This is a genomic window from Halorubrum miltondacostae, from assembly GCF_041379815.1.
GTDB classification, from domain to species: Archaea; Halobacteriota; Halobacteria; order Halobacteriales; family Haloferacaceae; genus Halorubrum; species Halorubrum miltondacostae.
In genome coordinates, this window is record NZ_JBEDNY010000008.1 from 24,736 (window position 1) to 39,362 (window position 14,627).

At 71.5% G+C, this 14,627-nt stretch carries 15 protein-coding genes; 8 read left to right on the forward strand and 7 right to left on the reverse strand.

The genetic code is table 11. The features are described from left to right. Positions 1–20: 20 nt before the first annotated feature. From ABNG04_RS16565 to ABNG04_RS16580, 4 genes are all read right to left on the reverse strand, one after another. Positions 21–686 (reverse strand): GNAT family N-acetyltransferase, encoded by a 666-nt coding sequence (locus tag ABNG04_RS16565; RefSeq protein WP_371163477.1) that lies wholly within the window; start codon positions 684–686, stop codon positions 21–23. A gap of 104 nt (positions 687–790) precedes the next feature. Then, positions 791–1,579, reverse strand: coding sequence for a mechanosensitive ion channel domain-containing protein (locus ABNG04_RS16570; protein ID WP_371163478.1), 789 nt, complete (start codon positions 1,577–1,579; stop codon positions 791–793). Between the two features lie 3 nt (positions 1,580–1,582). Beyond that, positions 1,583–2,392, reverse strand: a complete 810-nt coding sequence (dacZ, locus tag ABNG04_RS16575) for a diadenylate cyclase DacZ (RefSeq protein WP_371163479.1) — start codon at positions 2,390–2,392, stop codon at positions 1,583–1,585. Positions 2,393–2,572: 180 nt separating this feature from the next. Continuing rightward, positions 2,573–4,198 carry a GMC family oxidoreductase gene (locus tag ABNG04_RS16580; protein WP_371163480.1) on the reverse strand — a complete coding sequence of 542 codons (1,626 nt, stop codon included), beginning with the start codon at positions 4,196–4,198 and terminating at the stop codon, positions 2,573–2,575. Between the two features lie 122 nt (positions 4,199–4,320). Between ABNG04_RS16580 and ABNG04_RS16585 the strand changes: the two genes are divergently transcribed. The 4 genes from ABNG04_RS16585 to ABNG04_RS16600 all read left to right on the forward strand — a co-directional run bounded on the left by ABNG04_RS16585 (position 4,321) and on the right by ABNG04_RS16600 (position 8,193). Continuing rightward, positions 4,321–4,944, forward strand: a complete 624-nt coding sequence (locus tag ABNG04_RS16585; protein ID WP_371163481.1) for a class I SAM-dependent methyltransferase — start codon at positions 4,321–4,323, stop codon at positions 4,942–4,944. Positions 4,945–5,014: 70 nt separating this feature from the next. After that, positions 5,015–6,127: an aldo/keto reductase gene (locus tag ABNG04_RS16590; RefSeq protein WP_371163482.1), complete on the forward strand. Its 1,113-nt coding sequence runs from the start codon at positions 5,015–5,017 to the stop codon at positions 6,125–6,127. A 57-nt stretch (positions 6,128–6,184) separates the two neighbouring features. Then, the gene (locus ABNG04_RS16595; RefSeq protein ID WP_371163483.1) at positions 6,185–6,844 is read left to right on the forward strand and encodes a hypothetical protein; all 660 of its coding nucleotides are present in this window, start codon (positions 6,185–6,187) and stop codon (positions 6,842–6,844) included. Beyond that, positions 6,841–8,193, forward strand: coding sequence for a serine/threonine-protein kinase (locus ABNG04_RS16600; protein ID WP_371163484.1), 1,353 nt, complete (start codon positions 6,841–6,843; stop codon positions 8,191–8,193). Before ABNG04_RS16595 ends, ABNG04_RS16600 begins: the two co-directional genes overlap by 4 nt. 102 nt (positions 8,194–8,295) lie before the next feature. Here ABNG04_RS16600 and ABNG04_RS16605 read toward each other — a convergent pair whose 3' ends face one another. Continuing rightward, positions 8,296–8,466, reverse strand: a complete 171-nt coding sequence (locus ABNG04_RS16605; RefSeq protein ID WP_004595617.1) for an HVO_0758 family zinc finger protein — start codon at positions 8,464–8,466, stop codon at positions 8,296–8,298. A gap of 163 nt (positions 8,467–8,629) precedes the next feature. Between ABNG04_RS16605 and ABNG04_RS16610 the strand changes: the two genes are divergently transcribed. The 3 genes from ABNG04_RS16610 to ABNG04_RS16620 all read left to right on the forward strand — a co-directional run bounded on the left by ABNG04_RS16610 (position 8,630) and on the right by ABNG04_RS16620 (position 11,670). Beyond that, positions 8,630–9,814: an MFS transporter gene (locus ABNG04_RS16610; protein ID WP_371163485.1), complete on the forward strand. Its 1,185-nt coding sequence runs from the start codon at positions 8,630–8,632 to the stop codon at positions 9,812–9,814. Between the two features lie 99 nt (positions 9,815–9,913). Then, positions 9,914–11,125, forward strand: a complete 1,212-nt coding sequence (locus tag ABNG04_RS16615; RefSeq protein ID WP_371163486.1) for a glycosyltransferase family protein — start codon at positions 9,914–9,916, stop codon at positions 11,123–11,125. 2 nt (positions 11,126–11,127) lie between these two features. Continuing rightward, entirely contained in the window at positions 11,128–11,670 is a 543-nt protein-coding gene (locus tag ABNG04_RS16620) for a DUF7109 family protein (RefSeq protein ID WP_371163487.1), read from the forward strand. A 19-nt stretch (positions 11,671–11,689) separates the two neighbouring features. Here ABNG04_RS16620 and ABNG04_RS16625 read toward each other — a convergent pair whose 3' ends face one another. Both ABNG04_RS16625 and ABNG04_RS16630 read right to left on the reverse strand, forming a co-directional pair. Beyond that, entirely contained in the window at positions 11,690–12,142 is a 453-nt protein-coding gene (locus ABNG04_RS16625; protein WP_371163488.1) for a DUF5804 family protein, read from the reverse strand. A gap of 88 nt (positions 12,143–12,230) precedes the next feature. After that, on the reverse strand, positions 12,231–13,433 hold the full coding sequence (locus tag ABNG04_RS16630) for a methionine adenosyltransferase (RefSeq protein ID WP_371163489.1): 1,203 nt from the start codon (positions 13,431–13,433) through the stop codon (positions 12,231–12,233). Positions 13,434–13,623: 190 nt separating this feature from the next. Here ABNG04_RS16630 and ABNG04_RS16635 point away from each other — a divergent pair, with 190 nt between their 5' ends. Beyond that, positions 13,624–14,613: a hypothetical protein gene (locus tag ABNG04_RS16635; protein ID WP_371163490.1), complete on the forward strand. Its 990-nt coding sequence runs from the start codon at positions 13,624–13,626 to the stop codon at positions 14,611–14,613. Positions 14,614–14,627: the final 14 nt, after the last annotated feature.

Here is a 14,627-nt window from a genome sequence, read left to right on the forward strand (position 1 = left end):
CGCGGCGCGCGCTCGCCGGTCTAGTCGCCCGCCGGCGAGCGCGTCGCCTCAGCTTCGACGGTCGGCGCGTCGCGGAGCGACTCAGTCGGCCCGTGCCGCGCGAGCGGCGGCCAGCGGACCTCGGTCGCGATCGGCTGGTCGAGATCGAGCCGCATGCGGAGGTCGCCGCGTCGCTCGACGACCTCGAAGCCGACCGTCCGGTAGACGCTCCGAGCGGGGCGGTTGCCGGTCTCGACGTGGAGTTCGATCCCGTCGCGGCCGGCGGCCGCGGCGTTCGCGATCACGTGTCGGCACAGCTCCGTCCCGACGCCCCGGTCCTGCGCGTCGGGGTGGACGAAGACGGCGAGTTCGGGGGTCTCGGCGTCGGTCGGCGTGTACATCGCGTGGCCGAACAGATCGCCGTTCCGCTCGGCGACGACGTTGTTCCCGTCCGACAGCATCGACCGGATCCAGTCCACGCGCCGTCGCCGACTCACCGGCGGGAGCCCCTGCGCGCGGTGGCGTCGACCGAACCGCTCGTACATCTCGGCGAGGAACGGCTCGTCGGCGTCGGTCGCGGGCCGGATCGTCCAGCGCATGCCCTCCTTGTCGACGAAGCGCGGACACCGCGGCGGACAGTGCGGCGTCCCCTCGCACTCGCTCCCGTCCCAGCCGTCGCAAGCGACGCTCGCGGTATCGGGGGTCATGTCTTGACGTTGTCGCCGTGTCGTGTTATAGGGTGACAACGACTTTCACGGCGTGGGAATCGATCACAGCGCCGACGGCGGCCGCGACGCGGTCGGGTCGGTGCCTACTCGCGGATCAGCACGATGCCCTCGCGGAACACCGCGTGGTTCGGGAGGACGTGCTCCTCGCCGTCCGTCTCGATGTGAGTGACGAAGAGGTCGACCTCCTGGACGACGCCGCGCTCGCCCGCGACGCGGACCTCGTCGCCGATGCCGTACGGCTGCCGGAGGAGGAGGAAGACGCCGGCGGCGGCCGACGCGACCAAGTCCTTCGTCGCGAGCGCGGCGAACAGCACGACCGCGAACGCGTACGCCGCGAGCAGCACGATGAGCGCGAGCGTCTGGACGCCGACCTGGCCGAGCGCGATGAGCGCGGCGACGTAGACGACGCTGTAGTTCACAAGCGTCGGGAGGACGCCCAGCTCGGGGAGCTTGATCCCGCGGAGGCGCTCGGCGACGAGGAGCTCCGCCTTGTCGCCGACGACGACCCCGACGATGAGGACGATGGTGGCGACGAACAGCCGCGGGAGGAAGGCGGCGACCCCGGCCCAGAACTGCTCGAGGTAGTTCACGTCCGCGACCGTCAGGGCGACGATGACCGCGACGGCGACGATGAAGTAGCTCGACAGCTGCGCTAAGATCCGCACCGTCGAGGTGTCGAACTCGCGGGCCGTCCGCTCGAAGGCCGTCCCCTCGATCACCTCGGGGACGCCAGCGCGCCGGAGGAGCCGGCGGTTGATCACGCCGACGAGGTACGCCAACACGAGACCGATGACGAGGACGAACAGCGCCAGCCAGATCCGGTCCGGAACGGTGCGCGCGAACTCGGAGAGGGCGGTCTGGACCGCGGACATCTGTCAGTACTCCTCCGGATCGATCTCCAAGACGAGTTCACCGGCCTTGAACGCCCGAACGAGCCCGTCCGACTCGGAGAGGACGATAGCGGTCGAGTTGGTGTCGCGGGTGATCGCGGCCCCGGACATGTGGCGCGCGCCGAGCCCCTTCGGGATGTCGACCCCCTCCGCGGCCGGCTCGAGGTAGCGGTACGCGGAGACGATCTTCCCGGAGTCGGAGACGACGAACGCGCCGTCGAGCCGCGAGAACTCCTTCAGCATGACGTTCACGATGGGGTCGCCGACGTGGACGTGCGACTTCTCGAAGGGGTTGTACGACAGCGGCCGCGACTTGTTCATCACCTTGCCCGCGTCGCCGACGACGAACAGCGCGCCCACCGGCTTCCCCTTCTGTCCCTTCTGGCCGAGTTCGATCGCGACCTCGAACACGTCGCGGATGACGCTCGGCTCGGCGCGGGAGTTGGCGAACAGGTCGAAGATGCCGGTGTGGATGCTCTCGTCGACGGTGACCCGGACGATCGCGTCCGAGCCGCCCTCGAAGACGGAGGCGACGCACGCAACCTCGTCGCCCTCGGAGACGAGGTCTGCGTCCATCGCGCCCTCGATCCCGAACCGGATCCGGTCTTTCACGTTGTCGAAGGGGAGCGGGAGATCGACGAACGTCTCGGCGTCGACGTCGTTGTCGGGCGCGACGACGACGACCTCGATCCCGTCGTCCGCGAACCGCTCGTAGAAGGAGCTCGTCGGAGAGAACAGCAGTACGGCGTCGACCTCGGCGACGAGATCGGATAGGTGCTCGGTGAGCGAGGCCATTGGCTGAGGTGACTCCCGGTGGCCGTATAGTCGTTGCGTCGGCGTCGTGCGAGCGTCTGACGCAGTGGCGGATCGGCACGTGCTCCGGAGCGGAAGGGCCGGCGGACCGAATCGACGCGCGACCCACGGCTGAGCGGTCGCCGGCCCGCGCTCGGAACCGCGGCGGCGTCGATCACCCGCTCAGTCGTCGGCGGCCGCCGCCGCCTCCTCCGCGCTCGGCGTCGGTCGGTCGCGGATCAGGTCCGCAGCCCGCTCGGCGACGGCGATCGTGGGGGCGTTCGTGTTGCCGCCGACGAGGGTGGGCATCACGCTCGCGTCGACGACGCGGAGCCCCTCGACGCCGCGGACCCGGAGCTCGTCGTCCACGACCGCCGCCTCGTCGTCGCCCATCTTACACGTCCCGACGGGGTGGTACACCGTGTGACACGTGTCACGGACGTGCTGGGCGATCTCCGCGTCGCTCTGCGCGTCCTCCCCGGGCCACACCTCGCGCCCGACGTACTCCGAGAGCGCGTCCTGCCGTGCGATCTCGCGGGCCCGCTTGACCCCGTCCACGAGGGCCTCGACGTCCGCGTCCGCGTCGAGGTAGTTCGGGTCGATGACCGGGTCGTCGAACGGGTCGGCCGACCGGAGCGTGATTCGCCCCCGGCTCTCCGGGCGGAGCTGCGTCGAACCGATCGACAGCCCCCGCCCGGTCTCGGGGTTCTCGAAGCCGTGGTCCATGAAGTACGTCGGGGCGAAGTGGAACTGGAGCTCCGGCCGCGACTCGTCGTTGTCGGTGGCGACGAAGCCGCCCGCCTCGGCGACGTTGGAGGTCAGCTTCCCGCGCTTGCGGAGGAACCAGTTGAAGACGTCCTTCAGCCCCCCGGCGTCGTCCAGCGTGCTGACGTCGTCGTCGGTCTCGTAGATCGTGAACGCGAACAGGTGGTCACGGAGGTTCCGGCCGACGCCGGGCGACGCCGCCTCGACGTCGATGCCGTGGTCCGCGAGGTGGTCGGGGTCGCCCACGCCCGAGAGCATGAGCAGCTGCGGGGAGTTGACCGCGCCGGCGCTGAGGAGGACCTCCTCGGCGGCCTCGACGGACCGACCGTTCCCGTCCTGACTGTACCGAACGCCGGTCGCGCGACCGCCCTCGATGGTCACCTCGGTCACCTGCGCCCCGGTCTCGGCGGTGAGGTTCGGCCGGTCGAGGGCCGGCTTGAGGTACGCGTCGGCCGCGCTGTGGCGCTTCCCGTTCTTCTGGGTGACGTGGTACATCTCCACGCCCGCCTGCGCCGCCCCGTTGAAGTCGTCGTTGCGGTCGTACCCCGCTTGCGCGGCGGCGTCGACGAACGCCCGTGAGACCGGCCGCGGCGAGGACTGGGCCGCGACGTTGAGCGGTCCCGCGGAGCCGTGGTACGGCGACGACGAGGGGGCGAACGTCTCCGCCCGCTTGAAGTACTCCAACATGGTGTCGTACCCCCAACCGTCGTTGCCGAGGGCCGCCCAGTTGTCGTAGTCGGACGGGTGGCCGCGGATGTATATCATCGCGTTCGTGGAGGAGCAGCCGCCGAGCGTCTTGCCGCGCGGCCAGTAGAGCCGTCGGCCGGCGCAGCCGTCCTGCGGCTCGGTGTGGTACTCCCAGTCCGCGTCGGTCTCGAACAGCTCCGGGAAGCCCGCCGGGATCCGCATGTTCCGGTCGTCGTCGGGCGTGCCGGCCTCGAGCAGGAGCACGCTCGTGTCCGGGTCCGCGGTCAGTCGGTTCGCGAGGACGCAGCCGGCCGAGCCGGCCCCGACGACGACGAAGTCGTATTCCGTGTCTGTCATAGACAACCATGCGAGTCACCGCCAGTTAACTGTGGCCAATCCGCGACCGGTGCCGGTCCGGGACCGCCGCGCCGCCGCGCGGCGTTCGACGCCGTTATCCCTCGCTGTCCGAGTCGTTACCCGTGGATCCCGACACCGTCCGAGACGCGTGGCGAGAGCGGGCGGGAGAGTACTCGCCGGCGTACTACGCCTACCGCGGGCCGAACGAGACGAGCGCGGCCGTTCGAGAGGCTCTCGGGGCGCGTCTCGACCGCGACGCCGCGGTCCTCGAACTCGGCTGCGGGTCGGGCCGTCACCTCCGACACCTCGCGGCGCACGGCTTCGATGACCTGTCCGGCGTCGACATCGACCCCGGAGCCTTCGAGACGATGCGGGAGACCTATCCCGACCTCGCGGCCGCCGGGACGTTTTACTGCGGTGCAATGACGGACGTCCTCGAAAGGTTCGACGACGGCGCGTTCGACGCGGTGTACTCGGTCGAGACGCTCCAGCACGTCCCCCCCGATGCCGAGCCGGTTTTCGGAGAGATCGCGCGGATCACCGACGCGGTCCTCGTCACGGCGGAGATCGAGGAACCGACGGCGGTGAAGGAGCCGACGGCGGACCTGGACGTGAATTTCGTCGACGACGACACGCCTCTCTACTACCGCGACTGGGGCGAGATATTCGGTTCCCTGGGGTTCGACGAGGTCGACGTCGTCCGCGGCGACAGGGACACGACGCGGACGTTCCGCGTCGCCGATTGACGTATCGCTCGCCTCCCTCCGGCTCGGGCTCCCGCGCGACTTTTACCCGCGAGCCGACTACCCGAACCACATGGCGACTCGCGAGGCCCTCTGGGGGTACCGGGACCGGTTCGGCGACGCCTTCGGGCGTACCTACTTCCGCCGGTTCCGTCCCGGCGTCGTCTCCAGCGTCGGGATCGGGACGTACCTCGGGGAGCCGACGCCCGCGGTCGACGAGGCCTCGCGCGAGTCGATCGAGCTGGCGCTGCGGTCCGGCGTGAACCACGTGGACACTGCGGCCAACTACCGGTGCGGTCGCGCCGAGCGCGTCGTCGGTGAGGCGCTCCGGGCGGCCCCCGTCGACCGCGAATCCGTCGTCGTCGTGACGAAGGGCGGCTTCCTCCCGTTCGACGGGGAGCGCCCGAGCGACCCGAGCGCGTACGTCCGCGAGCGCTTCGTCGAGCCGGGGATCGTCGTCCCCGACGACCTCGCGAACGGCGCGCACGCGATGACGCCCGAGTTCCTGGAGTGGTCGCTCGACCGCTCGCTCGACCGGCTCGGGCTCGACGCGGTCGACTGCTTCTACGTCCACAACCCCGAGACGCAACTCGCCGTCAGGTCGCGGGGCGACGTGTACGACGCGCTCGAAGCCGCATTCGAGGCGCTGGAACGCCGGCGCGCCGCGGGCGACGTCGGGGCCTACGGCGTCGCGACGTGGGACGCGTTCCGCGTCGCACAGGACGGCGACCGGTACCTCTCGCTCGCCGAGGTGCTCGCGCGCGCCGAGGCCGCGGGGGAGGCGGTCGGCCCCGACGACGACCACGGGTTCGAGGCGGTCCAGCTCCCGTTCAACGTCGCGATGGCCGACGCGTTCACCCGGCGGAACCATCGCGCGCCGCCGGGTTCGGACGCCGACGGACCGGTCTCGGCGCTCTCGTTCGCGCATGAGGCCGGGCTCTCGGTGGTGACGAGCGCGAGCATCGGCCAGGGCGACCTCGCGGTCGAGGGCGCGATCCCGGCGGACGTCGACGCGACGCTCGCGGGGGAGACGCCCGCCCAGCGCGCGCTCAACTTCGCCCGGAGCGCGCCGGGCGTCACCTCGTCGCTCGTCGGGAGCGCCGACCAGGACCACGTCCGCGAGAACGTCGCGGCCGGCACCTTCGACCCGCTGGGCGCGTCGGCGTTCGACGCGGTCTTCGAGTGACCGCCGACGGCGGCCGGCCCCACAAGACGTTTATTCGGACCGCCGGTAGCAGCCCCCATGTCCCCCACGCGGCGAGCCCTCCTCGGTAGCGCGGCCCTCGGCGTGCTCGGCACGTTCGCCGGGTGTTCCGGCGCGAGCGACCCCGGGGCGGAGTCGGTCCGGCGACAGGCGTCGGGCACGGATCCGGACCCGACCGTCCTGAAGCCGCGGAACCCAGACGGCGACCGGATCCTCCTCGACGGGAGCGAAGTCGACAGCGAGGGAAAACCGATCTCCGTCGGTCGCGAACTCGTCACGAGCGCGGAGCGAGCGGACGACCTGTTCGCCGCCGAGGGCGTCGCCGACGCGGACCGCGAGCGGATCCGGTCGTTCCTCGACGCGACCGACTACGACGCGGAGACGGTGTACGTCTCGCCCGCGGGCATCAGGTCGTGCGAACAGATTCACATCGAGTCCGTCTCGTGGGAGCCCGAACGCGTGGACTACGAGTACTGCCGCGAACTCAGGCCGCCGGACGAGGCGTGCGAGACCGATACGTGGGTCACGCTCGGTCTGTTCTTCCGGCTGCCGGTCGCGCTCGACGGCCGGATCACCGGCGCCGGGTCTAGCGGACGGTCGCCGTGTCGGACCACGGACACGGAGTACGCGGTGATCGACGGGAACGCGACCGTGCCGGGGAACGACACCGCAATAGACGCCGGAGGTGACTCCCGGTGACGCGGCGGGTGACCCGCCGACACGCGCTCGCGGCCGTCGGTGCGGCAGCGCTCGGCTCCCTTGCGGGGTGTTCGGGCCTCGGGAGCGAGTCGCGGTTCTGGAGCGACTCGCCGTCACTCGACGTCGCCGCGATCCCGCGGGAGTTCGACGAGGCCGTCCCGTCCCGCCCGCGGCTCGTCCCCGTCGACGTCGAGCCGACGGTCGACGCCGCGTTCCGCGACCGCGTCGACCGCCTGCTCAGTCCGATCCCCGACCCCCTGACCGCGGAGCGGCTCCCGCACGGCGAGTTCCGCGAGCGCATCGAGTCGGAGCGGGCGGCGGCCCGCGAGGCGCTCCCGGGACCGGAGGAGTCGCCCCCGCCGCTCGGAGCGGCCGAGCGGTACACGGCGGCGCGCGACCACGCCGCGACCGCCGTCGGCACGTGGGCAGGCGTGACCGTCGAGGGAGATCCGGAGGCGGTCACGGCAGACGGAGGGACAGTGAGCAGCCGCGCGTACGAGACGCTCGACGCGCTCCCCGGGCCCGCCGCGGACCCGCTCGCGGGGGCCGCAGTCTACGGACCGCTCGAACGCTGGTACGACGCCGCGGTCCGCCGGACGCTGGTCGGCGGCAGGAGTCCGGCCGACGAGGCGAACCCGATTCGAGCGGGAGAGGCGGTCGGCAACGTCGAGCGCGTCCAGTCGTACATCGAGGTGGGGCGGTACCTCCGGGACCGGTACGCGTCCTCGCTCACCGACCCGGAACCCGTCGCCGAACCGATCCGGCGGGAGATGAACCGTCTCGGTCGGGCCGTCGGCGACCGGCTCCGCGAGCTCCACGGCGAGGGCGTCGAGGACCTCCGAGAGAACCCCGGCCCTGATGCCTTCGTCGAGGACCGCGGGGTGGCGACTGACGCGCCGAGCGACTCCCTCCTGTCGAGCGCGGTCTACCGGAGCTTCGACGGGATGTGGTTCGACCCCGTCGCCGTCGGTGACTACGAGCCGGATCATCCGGCGACCGGGCTGACGCGGACCACGCTCGTCCTGACGCGTCTCCGGGCGGTCGACGAGGTCGCCGCGCGCGTCGAAGCCGGAGAGACGATGTTCCCGGACGGTCCCGACGCTATCGGCTCGGCGCGCGAGGCGGCGATCGCGTCGACGGCGGCGCTCGCGGACCACGAGAACCCGCTGGCTCGGTGGCTGACGACGCAGTTCCTGCCGCTGTTCGCTAAGCAGGACGCGGCGCTCGCGGCCGACGAGCGGAGCGCGCGCTCGGTGGCCGAGGCGTACGCCGAGTACCGGTGGATCGAAACGGTGACGGGCGAGGCCGAGGCGGTCGCGACGTCGGTCGCGAGCGAGTTCGGGTCGTGAGCGGGGCCGACGCGGACGGGGCGGAGTCGCGAGTACTGGGCCGCGGGAGGAGTGAAAAGAGCGCAGCGGGCGACCGGCGCGGGGACGACGCGACGACGGCGGTCAGCGGAGCTCTTTGAATCGAGCGCCACACTCCGGACAGATCCGGACCGAGAACACCTCGTCGGGGTCGTTCTCCTTCTTCAGTACCTGCTCGCAGTCGGCGCAGTTGAGCCGCTCGTAGGTGTCCTTCATCAGGTCGCCGTCGCGGAGTCCCTTGCGCGTGGATTTCATACCCCGCTGTTCGGGGGCGGGGCGGATAAAAACCCCGTCCGACGTCGGGCTGACGGATCGGCCGAAACCGCCGGGAGACGCGGCCTCGCCGCGCCGCGACCGGCCTCGGGCCGTCGCAAGCCGCTTTCGCAACGCTTGTGTCCGGGCGCGCGGAATCGCCGCCGTGTCACGGACCCGGCTGTTCGGATCGCTCTGCGCGCTGGTGTTCCTCGTCAACTTCGCGCGCGTCGTGTTCGCCCCCCTCGTGGGCGAGTTCATCGACGCGTTCGGGATCCGCGAGGGGACCGCCGGGCTCATCGTCACACTCGCGTGGCTCGGCTCGGCCGCCCCGCGGCTCCCCGCCGGCTGGGCGCTCACGCGCTTCACGCGGCAGCGGGTTATCCTCGTCTCCGGCGCGATGCTGACGGCGGGCGCGCTCGGCGTCGCCCTCGCGCCGAGCGTGCTCGCGCTGATGGTCGCCGCCTTCGCAGTCGGGCTGGCCTCCGGCGTCTACTTCGTCGCCGCGAACCCCTTCATCGCGGAGCTGTTCCCGCAGCGCGTCGGCCGCGTGATGGGCGTCCACGGCATGGCGAGCCAGCTCTCGGCCGTCATCGCGGCGCCGGCGGTCACCGTCGCGCTGTGGTACGACTGGCGGTACGCCTTCTACGCGCTCGCGGTCGCCGCGGCAGCCAGCACGCTCATCTTCGCGGCGCTCGCGCGGCGGACGGACCTCCCGGACGCCGGCGCGGGCGACACCGACTTCCTCGGGGCCGCCCGCGGCGAGTGGAAGCTGATCCTCGCCGGCATCGTGCTGATGGGCCTCACGAGCTTCGTCTGGCAGGGGCTGTTCAACTTCTACGAGCTGTACATGATCGACAAGGGGCTGGCGCGGGCGACCGCGCGGAACCTCCTGACGGTGATCTTCGCGGCCGGCGTCCCCGCGTTCCTCGTCTCGGGCGACCTCGCGGACCGGCTCCCCCACGTCCCGTACCTGCTCGGCATCGTCACGGCGTTCGTCGGCGGAGTCGTTCTCGTCGTCGTCGCCGAGGGGCTGGCGGCGGTAATCGCCGCGAGCGTCGTCGTCGGCTTCGCCATCCACATGCTGTTCCCGGCCGGCGACACGTACCTGCTGGCGTCGCTGCCGGACGAGTCGCGCGCGTCGGCGTACGCGATGTTCTCCGCCGGGACGATGTCCACGCAGGCGGCCGGCTCCTGGGCCGTCGGCGAGGCGATCGAGGCGGGCGCGACGTACGACGCGGTCTTCCTCGCGCTCGCCGGCGGCCTGGCGCTCCTCGTCGCGACGTACGCCGTGCTGTACCGGTTCGGCCGCGTCCCCGGAGGCGCGGCGGATGCGACCCGGACCGTCTGAGTCGACGGCGCGGACGCCGATCCCGGCCCCACGGTCGGGGACCGGCATAGGGGTGAGGTACCGCACTTGTTTTGGTCGTCGCACCCGTGTGATCGCTAAATGGAGTACGTTCAGGAGCGCGTGACGACCCTCCACGCGTTGACCGACCACCGGCCCGACGCGCCGACCGACCGCGCGGCGGTCGTCGTGCCGATGACCGAGCGCGAGTACGGCACGCTCGCGGCCGAGCGCGTGCTCTCCACGCTGGAGACGGTCGACCCGGCCCGGGTGATCGTCCCGCTGCGGGCGTCCGCCGACCGCGCGGGCCCCTTCGCGGAGTGGCTGGACGGCTTCGACCTCGACGTGGAGACGCTCTGGTGCGACGGCCCCCGGCTCGCGTCGCTGTTGGAGGCGCGGGGACTCGACGGCGACCGGGGCAAGGGCCGCGACGTGTGGCTCGCCCTCGGTCGCGCGCTCGACGAGGAGTTCGTCGTCGTCCACGACGCGGACACGAAGACGTACTCGCCGGCGTTCGTGAACCGGCTGCTGTTCCCGCTCGGGCGCGGCTACGAGTTCTCGAAGGGGTACTACGCCCGCGTCGAGGACGGCTCGCTGTACGGGCGGCTGTTCCGGCTGTTTTTCCGGCCGCTCGTGCGGGCGCTCGGCGACGCCGCGCCGGGGCGGGAGCCCGACGTCCTCCGATACCTCTCGGCGTTCCGCTACGCGCTCGCTGGCGAGTTCGCGGCGACGAGCGACCTCGTCTCCCGGCTCCGCGTCCAGCGCGGCTGGGGGCTCGAGGTCGGGACGCTCGGCGAGGCGTTCGGCCACGCCGGCTTCGACGACAGCGCGCAGGTCGACCTGGGCCGCTACGAGCACGACCACCGCTCCGTCGACGGGCCGACCGGCCTCGCCGACATGAGCCGTGCGGTCGGCGCGGCGACCCTGCGCGCGGTCGAGGACGCCGGCGTCGACGTGGACTACGACGGCCTCGCCGAGGGGTACCGCGAGGCAGCGGAGTCGCTGACGGAGAGCTACGCCGCCGACGCGGCGTTCAACGGGCTCTCCTACGACGCCGGCGACGAGCGCTCGCAGGTGGCGACGTACGCCGAGGCGCTGGCCGCGCCGGGGCCCGACACCCGGCTGCCGGCGTGGCGGGACGCTCCGGTGGACCCCGATGAGATCTTCGCGGCCGCGACCGACGACCTCGACGCGGCGCGCGGCGACGACGCGGGCGATGGCAGTGGAACGGGTCCGACGGCCGACCGGAGCGACGCGGCCGGCGGGTCGGCGGTCGAGACGGGACAGCCGGAGCCCGCGCCGGGGGAGGACTGACGGTGGCCGACGAGGGCGGACCGAGCGTCGCCGCGCGAGACGACCTCGCGGGCGTCGTCGACCTGTTCGAGTGGCTCACCCGCGCCGAGCTCTCGCGGGCGCTCTCGGAGCTGGCGTTCAAACAGCGGACCGAGGTCGACGAGGCGGCCATCGACGCCGCCATCGACCTCGCGGTCGACGAGTACACGCTCGTGCCCGCCCCCGACGAAGCGCTCGCCGGTGATCGCAGTCCGGCCGGCGACGACGCGGAGGGGGCCATCGAGGACGAGACCCCCCTCGCGGTCGGGCCGGCGGCGTTCCCGACGCTGCCGGACGGCGCGGCGGACCTCCCGCACATCCTCGACGTGCCCGACCGCAGCGTCGACCGCGAGGCCCTCGCGGACGCGGTCCTCGAACGGCTTCGCCGCGAGGCGGTGACGGCGATAGACGAGGGGGACGCCGCGCGGCTTGAGACGCTCGCGGATGTGACCTACGACGTGGAGGCGTGGGCCCCGGTCGACGTGGATCCGGTCCGGACGCGGATCCTCGCGGAAGTCGACGCGTAGTGGGGCGCGACCCCGTCGCTCACCCCGAGAACTCGGCCTCGCTCACGCGGACGACGACCGTCTCGTCGACATCTCTGAGATCGTACTCGGGCGTCTCGCCCTGTCGCCGGCGGACGAACAGCGGCTCGACCGGGCGGCCGTCGACGAGGCCGAACAGCTTCAGTCGCTGGTCCGTCTCCTCCGGCGGTACGTCGCCGTCGCGGACCTCGCGGGCGAGGTCGCGGGAGAGCCACTCGTCGGTCGCGACCGAGGGCTCTAGCACGAGCGCCTCGTCGACGAAGCGGACGAGGTACCAGTCGAGGTCGTTCAACAGCGAGACGGCGGCCCCGAGGCTCACGGTGTCGACGGCGACGCTGTTCTCGAACGGCTCCTCGATATCGTAGGTGGCGAGCGCGTCGCGAGCCGTCTCGCGGGAGAGCAGCTCGTAGGAGAGCTCCACGTCGGGGTCGCCGAGGAGACACACCCGCGTCATGGGCGCACCTCCGACCGGACGGCGCAAATCCGTTGCGGTCGTCCGGCGGCAGGGGCGGGCGCAGGGGTGGGGTTCTGCGGCCCCCCGGTCAGAACGTCGAGACGTCGCCCTCGATGACGCTGCGGGTCACGTCCGTCACGTCGGCTAGCTCGCGGTCGACGATGGCGAGGACGTCCGCCTCGATGTCCGAGAGCGCGACGCCGTCCTCGGTGACGATCTGCGCGTCGGCGACGTGCGGCTCGTCGATCGGCCGGCCGATCTGCGAGAGGAGCCGGACCTGGAGGTCGCGGATCCCCTCAACCTCGTTCGTGACGGACTCGGCGACGCGGGTGGAGAGCAGGTTGTAGATCTTCCCGATGTGGTTGACCGGGTTCTTACCGGAGGTCGCCTCCATCGACATCGGACGGTTGGGCGTGATGAGCCCGTTCGCGCGGTTCCCGCGTCCGACCGAGCCGTCGTCGCCCTGCTCGGCCGAGGTGCCGGTGACCGTGAGGTAGACGGAGCCCTCGTCGTAGTCGTCGGCCGTGTTGACGTCGACGTGGACCTCGCGGTCCGTGTACTCGCGAGCGAGGTCGTCGACGTACTCTCGGACGGACGCGACCGCGTCGTCGTACTCGTCGAGGCCGTCGACGTGGGCGTCCACCATCGCGGCGGCGACGGTGATGTCGATCCGGTCGCCCTCGCGTTTGCCCATGATCTTCACGTCGGGGCCGAGCTCGGGGTGGTCGTCGTGATAGGTCGTGTTGAGCGCGCGCTCCGACTCGTGGACGATGGTCTCCGTCTCGGTGAGCGGAGCGTGGCCGACGCCGAAGGAGGTGTCATTGGCCATCGGGACCTCTTGGGTCTCCTCGCCGAAGACGTCCTGGAGGTCGCCCGACCCCTCGCCGAGCTTCACGTCGACGACCACGTCGGTGCCGTACTCCAGCTCCGGGATCGCTTCGGAGAGGTAGTCGCGGGCGGCCGCGAGCGCGGTGGAGTCGACGGGAAGCTGTTCGCCGTTGTACTCCTTCGTGGCGCGGCCGACGATGAGGATGTAGATGGGCTCGACGACCTCGCCGCCGCCGAACGCGGGGGCCGCGCGGCCCGCGACCAGCTGCGTCTCGTCCGTGTTGTAGTGGAGCACCTTGCCGACGCGGTCCAAGTAGAGCTGGGAGAGCGCTCGCGAAACAGACTCCGCGACGCCGTCGCAGATCGAGTCGGGGTGACCGATCCCCTTCCGCTCGACGATTTCGACCTCCTGGTCCTCGACCGCCTGCCGGTCGAGGCGGCTGACCTGTATGTTCCGGTCCATTAGCGCCGCATACTCCGCGGGCGACGGTATAACTTGCGGAAACTCTTCGACGACACCAAATTACCTTTAGTAATTTATGGACAGAGGTAACGAGCCTCACGATCACCGCGTCACAGCCGCATCTCCGGTCGCGCAAGCGGACGTTTGTGTCTCGGCGACGTTTTTCCGTCCCCCCGCAGAACGGTACGTCATGACCAAACTCGCGCCGTCTCGGCGCACCCTCCTCGCCGGTGCTGTCGCCGGCGGTCTCGGCGCCGTCGCGGGCTGTCTCGGAAACGACGACAACGACGGGCAGAGCGGCGGCGACGGCCCGGAGCTCTCGCTGTCGCTCTCGCGGGTCGACGGGACGCTGCGGGACCGGCACGTTCGCGGCCGCGACGACCCGCCGGACCACTGGGACGAAGCGGCGCTCGGCGCCGTGCTGGCCGGGGACTCGTACACGACCCAACACCGGAAGCCGTTCTTCGCGGAACCCGACGACCCCGCGTACGTCCGCGATGAGGGGACCTACTACCGGCTCCGGTCCGTCGCCGTCGACGAGGTCGCCGAGACACATCCGATCCTCCGGCTCTTCGAGGCGGAAGACGAGGTCGAGTCGCCGGTCGACGGCAGCGAGGGAGGTGAGCTCCCGCGGGTCGATCAGCGCGCGGTCCGGATCGCGCACTTCGCCGCGCGGGCCCGCGGGAACGAGGGTGGATACCCCGCGGACTTGGTCGACCGCGGCGGCTACGCCTACCGGACCGCGGCCGCCCGCGAGGAGAGTGCGCTCCTCGCCGCGGATGCCCCTGACCACGTCCGCCACCGAGACACCACCTACCGCGTCGAGATAGATCGCGAGCGGTTCCACGAGACCGTTTATCGGCCGACCGCGGAGCCCGTGGCCGAGCGGCCCGAGCGCATGGAGGCGATTCTCCGGGCAACGTTCGTCGGCCCGAGGATCGGCGCGGACGACCTCTCCGCCGAGGCCAGGAGGATCGTCGACCGGGCGGACGCCGACGAGTACGGCGAGCGCTACCCGTACTCCGACGAGTACACGGCGCTGCTCCGCGCGCTCGACGCGCGCCCCTACCTCGACGGCGGTATTCGAAACGACGCCGGCGTCCTCACGGAGCGGAAGGGGATGATCCGGTACGGCGACGACTACTACGAGTGGGAACTGCGTCTCTCGGGCGGCGACTGACAGGGTAGCCGCGG